Here is a 4332-nt window from a genome sequence, read left to right as displayed (position 1 = left end):
CGCATAGCGGATCACGCAATGGCCGAACTGGTTGGGGATCAGACCCGATTTGGTGCGCTCGAACAATTGCGCATCCAGCATCGATTCCAGCTCGGCCAGCGACTTGCTGGCCGCCGACTGCGTCATGGCCAGGGCGCTGGAGGCCTTGTGCAGGGATTGATGATCGTCCAGGGCGATGAGCAGCTGCAGCTGCTTCATGCGCAGGCGGGACAGGAGACTGTTGAGGCTTTGCTGGCTGGGCGCGGGTTTCATGGGTGATTCCAAAAAGCGATCACATGATGGAAAGTCTTCACTATACAGTCCATCGGGCCCCACGTATATTCAGCGCCATTGCACACCGCCATCGCTGTGATGGCCCATGACAACCACGACGGAGACTCCATGAGCACCCCCATTTACCGCGGCGTATTCCCGGTCGCCCCGACCATCTTTGACGAAAACGGCAAGCTCGATCTGGAAGGCCAGAAGCGCGCCATCGACTTCATGATCGATGCTGGCTCCAACGGCATCTGCATCCTGGCCAACTTCTCCGAGCAATTCGTACTCTCCGACGAAGAGCGCGTGCTGGTGCAGGACACGGTCTTGAAGCATGTGGCCGGCCGCATCCCCGTGATCGTCACCACCACCCACTTCGGCAGCCAGATCTGCGCCGAGCGCAGCCGTGCCGCGCAGGATGCCGGCGCCGCCATGGTGATGGTGATGCCGCCGTATCACGGTGCCACCTTCCGTGTCTCGGAAAAACAGATTTACGAGTTCTATGGCCGCGTCTCCGATGCCATCGACATCCCCATCATGATCCAGGATGCACCGGTCGCCGGCACGCCGCTGTCGGCCCCCTTCCTGGCGCGCATGGCCAAGGAGATCGCCAATGTCTCCTACTTCAAGATCGAGACCGCCGGTGCCGCCTCCAAGCTGCGCGAACTGATCGAGCTGGGCGGCGACGCCGTGGTCGGCCCGTGGGATGGCGAAGAAGCCATCACCCTGATCCCCGACCTGGATGGCGGTGCGACCGGTGCCATGACCGGTGGCGGCTATCCGGACGGTATCCGCAAGATCGTCGATGCGTATTTCGCGGGCGATACCGAGAAGGCCGCCGAGCTGTACATGCAGTGGCTGCCGCTGATCAACTACGAGAACCGTCAGTGCGGCCTGGCCGCCTGCAAGGCGCTGATGCTCGAAGGCGGCGTGATCAAGTCCGACATGCTGCGCCATCCGCAAGCCCCGATGCACCCCAAGGTGCGCGAAGGCCTGCTGCGCGTGGCGCGCCGCCTGGACCCGATGGTCCTGAGCTGGGGCAAGTAAGGCAGTCCGCAGCAAGGCATGCCGCACGCAACGGGAGCTCAGGCTCCCGTTTTTCTTGGGCGCTCGCTTGCTGCCGCGCATCCGGCGAGGCTGTGCGTTCTGTGTCATCCTTGGCGTTTGCCAATTTTCCTATCGCACGAGGAGTCCATGTCACAAGCCAGCCACTTCCGCCCCGTCGCACTGGAACACGCCAGTCGCCTCATCAACCACGGCCCGACCGTGCTCATCACCAGCGCCCATGAGGGTCGCCGCAACATCATGGCAGCGGCCTGGTCGATGCCGGTGGAGTTCACGCCGCCGCGCATCGCCGTGGTGATCGACAAGAGCACCTTCACACGCGAATTGATCAGGCAATCGGGCAGCTTCGGCCTCATCATCCCCGGTGCGGCACAGATGGATCTGAGCTACGCGGTCGGCAGCACCAGTGGCCGCGACGAAGACAAGTTCGCGCGCCACCGGATCGCGGCCACCAGCGGTCCGGTGTTGGGCATGCCGGTCCTGGAACAAGGCTGCGCCGCCTGGCTGGAATGCCGCTGGTTGCCGCAGGGCCAGACCGAGGATGCCTACGACACCCTGTTCGCGGAAGTCGTCAGTGCCGCCGCCGATGCCCGCATCTTCGAGAACGGCCACTGGAACTTCACGGCGGACAATGCCGACCTCCACACCCTGCATCACCTGGGTGCCGGCAAGTTCGTGGTGGCCGGCAACCAGCAGCAGGCGCGCCAGGTCTGATCTCCCGCAGCGGGAACCTTAGCAGGCCTGAATCGCTTCCGTAAAACAGTAGCCCACGCCGTGCAAGGTGCGCAGCGGCAAATCGTACATGGTGCTGTCGCGCCACTTGCGGCGCAGGCGGCTGACGGTCTTCTCCAGCACCCGCTCGTCGAAGCTGACCCACTCCACGCCGAAGGCATGGGCAATGGCGCAACGGTCAGCGGCATGGCGGGCGCTGCTGGCCAGCGCCTTCAACAGCGCCACTTCGCGCGAATTGATTTCCACCGCATCGTGATGCGGCGCGCGCAGCGTGCGTGCGGCCACATCCAGCTGCCACGCCTGTGGCGCTACCCGGCGCAACATGGTCTCGATATAGGCGTTGAGCAATTCCAGTCGCTGCGGCAGCGCTTCACAGAAGTCGGCACCGCGTTCGAGGCCGGCAATGCGCACCGTCACACTCTCGTGCTCGGAGGCCAGCAGCAGGATGCCCATGCGCGCATTGCTACTGCGCAGCCGCTGCGTCAGCGCATAACCGGCGGCGCTGGCTCGCCCTAGGTGGATGATGGCGATGTCGCCATCCTGCAGCGGCGCGAGCAATTCCTCACCATCCGCCATCACCCGGCTGACCTTGTGCCCCTGGTCTTCCAGAAAGCGGGCCAGGCAAGCGTTGCGGTCGTGTCTCAAAATGTCTTCAACCAACAGAATAGTGGCCATTGCGATTTCCCCTGATGTCATTGCGTTTCCCGTCACGCCGCGCACCTGCTGCGGGCACGGGTTCGTGGTGTCATCACCTCGCCGCCGGGCGTGCTGCTGCAGCGTCGGCGAGCCCGATGACGGGAAAAGAATTTAGCGCAAGACGCACTCCATTTTTACCTGCAGGTATTGCGAACCGGTCTCATCTTTCTGGTGCAAGGAAAAATATTTTGGTGCGACGACATCCATCGCTTCACCGATGCGGGAAGCATTTCTCAGCAGGTCGCTATGCGCTCTCATTTTTTCCAGGCGGGCCTCGTCAGCGGCGCTCATTTCTTCGCTCCCGGGCGGCTGGCGCAGCGTCCTCCCTGTCGTCGATATAGAACTTTTTCGATGAATTTCTCGTCGATGTTTTGCTCATCCACCGCAGAGTTTTGATCGCGGGAAAAATATTTTCAGGGCGGCCATTTTCGCTTCGTGTCTTCGAATTTTCGCGGTAACGTCCCGCTCATTCAAGATGAGGCGAACATGGTCTACAAATCAATCCACCCGGTCTATGCCGGGCCTTTGTCCGGACAGCGCATCCTGGTCGTCGACGACGCCGAGGAAGATCGCATGCTGCTGTCGGACTTCCTGCTGCGCCATGGCGCGCGGCTCTACGTGGCACGCGACGGACAGGATGGCTACCGCAAGGCGCAGACCGTGCGGCCGGACCTGATCCTGATGGACATCCGCATGCCGGTCTACGACGGACTCACCAGCGCCCGTCTGCTCAAGGCCAATTCCTGCACGCGCAACATCCCGCTGATCTTCCTCTCGGCCGCCGCGTCCACCGAGGAAAAGGTCAATGGCCTGAGCGTGGGCGCGGTGGACTACATCACCAAGCCCTTCGATTTCGAGGAGGTGCGGCTGCGCCTGTGCGTGCATCTGCGTTCAACCCTGCATGCGGACCTGCCGCCGATCACGCAGACGCCCACCGGTTCCGCAACGCAGGGCGGCTCCAGCACTTTCGACATGGTCTTGTTCCAGGCCGCGCGCCGGCTCATGATGGACAAGCTGGACCAGCCGCTGGGACTCAATGCCCTGGCCGCTGCGGTCGGCACCAATGCGCGCCGCCTGTCCAGCGCCTTCAAGCATTGCGCCGGCGTCACCGTCTTCGACTTCCTGCGCGAGGAGCGCATGAAGGAAGCGCGCCGCCTGCTCTCCGAAAGCACCCTCGACATCGGGGCCATCGCACTGGCCTTGGGCTACAGCAACACGGCCAATTTCTCCACGGCCTTCCGCGAACGCTTCGGCATGCCGCCCAGCCAGTTCCGGCGCTGACGAGAGGACGATGTCACCTCTGCGCACAGCGCTGCTGTGGCCATCGTTGTTGCTCTGGAGCCTGCTGCCCCAAGCTGTGCGGGCCACGCCGGCGCTGCCGTCCATCGAACTGGCAGGCATCGCTTCGCGTCTGGTCATCACGCCGCAAGTACACGTGCTGCGCGACGCCGACGGCCGCGCAGTACTGACGGCGGTCCTCGACAGTACGCAATGGGAAACCATTGCCGTCCCCATGCTGCAGGAGGGCTACAGCAACGCTGCCTTCTGGCTGCGCGGCACGGTACGCAACGACAGCAGCCAACC

General features: G+C 63.3%; 7 protein-coding genes. 4 read left to right on the top strand and 3 right to left on the bottom strand.

The window, feature by feature from the left end:
* On the bottom strand, nt 1-252 hold a 252-nt coding region (locus B3873_RS07275), incomplete at its 3' end, for a helix-turn-helix domain-containing protein (protein ID WP_286864961.1).
* A 129-nt stretch (nt 253-381) separates the two neighbouring features.
* Here B3873_RS07275 and B3873_RS07270 point away from each other — a divergent pair.
* Nucleotides 382-1302 carry a dihydrodipicolinate synthase family protein gene (locus B3873_RS07270; RefSeq protein WP_039789746.1) on the top strand — a complete coding sequence of 307 codons (921 nt, stop codon included), beginning with the start codon at nt 382-384 and terminating at the stop codon, nt 1300-1302.
* Between the two features lie 147 nt (nt 1303-1449).
* Complete coding sequence (locus tag B3873_RS07265) at nt 1450-2034, top strand: flavin reductase family protein (RefSeq protein ID WP_286864959.1); 585 nt, start codon at nt 1450-1452, stop codon at nt 2032-2034.
* 18 nt (nt 2035-2052) lie between these two features.
* On the opposite strand, the gene B3873_RS07260 is transcribed toward B3873_RS07265, so the two are convergent.
* Together B3873_RS07260 and B3873_RS07255 are read right to left on the bottom strand one after the other, a co-directional pair.
* Nucleotides 2053-2727 carry a response regulator transcription factor gene (locus B3873_RS07260; protein WP_286864957.1) on the bottom strand — a complete coding sequence of 225 codons (675 nt, stop codon included), beginning with the start codon at nt 2725-2727 and terminating at the stop codon, nt 2053-2055.
* A gap of 132 nt (nt 2728-2859) precedes the next feature.
* Nucleotides 2860-3039, bottom strand: a complete 180-nt coding sequence (locus B3873_RS07255; protein ID WP_039788734.1) for a hypothetical protein — start codon at nt 3037-3039, stop codon at nt 2860-2862.
* Between the two features lie 195 nt (nt 3040-3234).
* Between B3873_RS07255 and B3873_RS07250 the strand changes: the two genes are divergently transcribed.
* Nucleotides 3235-4029 (top strand): DNA-binding response regulator, encoded by a 795-nt coding sequence (locus tag B3873_RS07250; RefSeq protein ID WP_039788738.1) that lies wholly within the window; start codon nt 3235-3237, stop codon nt 4027-4029.
* 10 nt (nt 4030-4039) lie between these two features.
* Nucleotides 4040-4332, top strand: a 293-nt coding sequence (locus B3873_RS07245) for a 7TM-DISM domain-containing protein (protein ID WP_286864954.1), incomplete at its 3' end; no start/stop codon positions are given.

The organism is Herbaspirillum sp. UBA812, assembly GCF_002296545.1.
Lineage (GTDB): Bacteria > Pseudomonadota > Gammaproteobacteria > Burkholderiales > Burkholderiaceae_D > Herbaspirillum > Herbaspirillum huttiense.
Note: the sequence above shows the minus strand (reverse complement) of the source record. Positions and strands in the feature narration are given on the sequence as shown.

Excerpts from the sequence above, each read along its gene's own strand:
- B3873_RS07270 (WP_039789746.1), top strand. The coding sequence starts at position 382 with ATGAGCACCCCCATTTACCGCGGCGTATTCCCGGTCGCCCCGACCATC.
- B3873_RS07265 (WP_286864959.1), top strand. The coding sequence starts at position 1,450 with ATGTCACAAGCCAGCCACTTCCGCCCCGTCGCACTGGAACACGCCAGT.
- B3873_RS07260 (WP_286864957.1), bottom strand. The coding sequence starts at position 2,727 with ATGGCCACTATTCTGTTGGTTGAAGACATTTTGAGACACGACCGCAAC.
- B3873_RS07255 (WP_039788734.1), bottom strand. The coding sequence starts at position 3,039 with ATGAGCGCCGCTGACGAGGCCCGCCTGGAAAAAATGAGAGCGCATAGC.
- B3873_RS07250 (WP_039788738.1), top strand. The coding sequence starts at position 3,235 with ATGGTCTACAAATCAATCCACCCGGTCTATGCCGGGCCTTTGTCCGGA.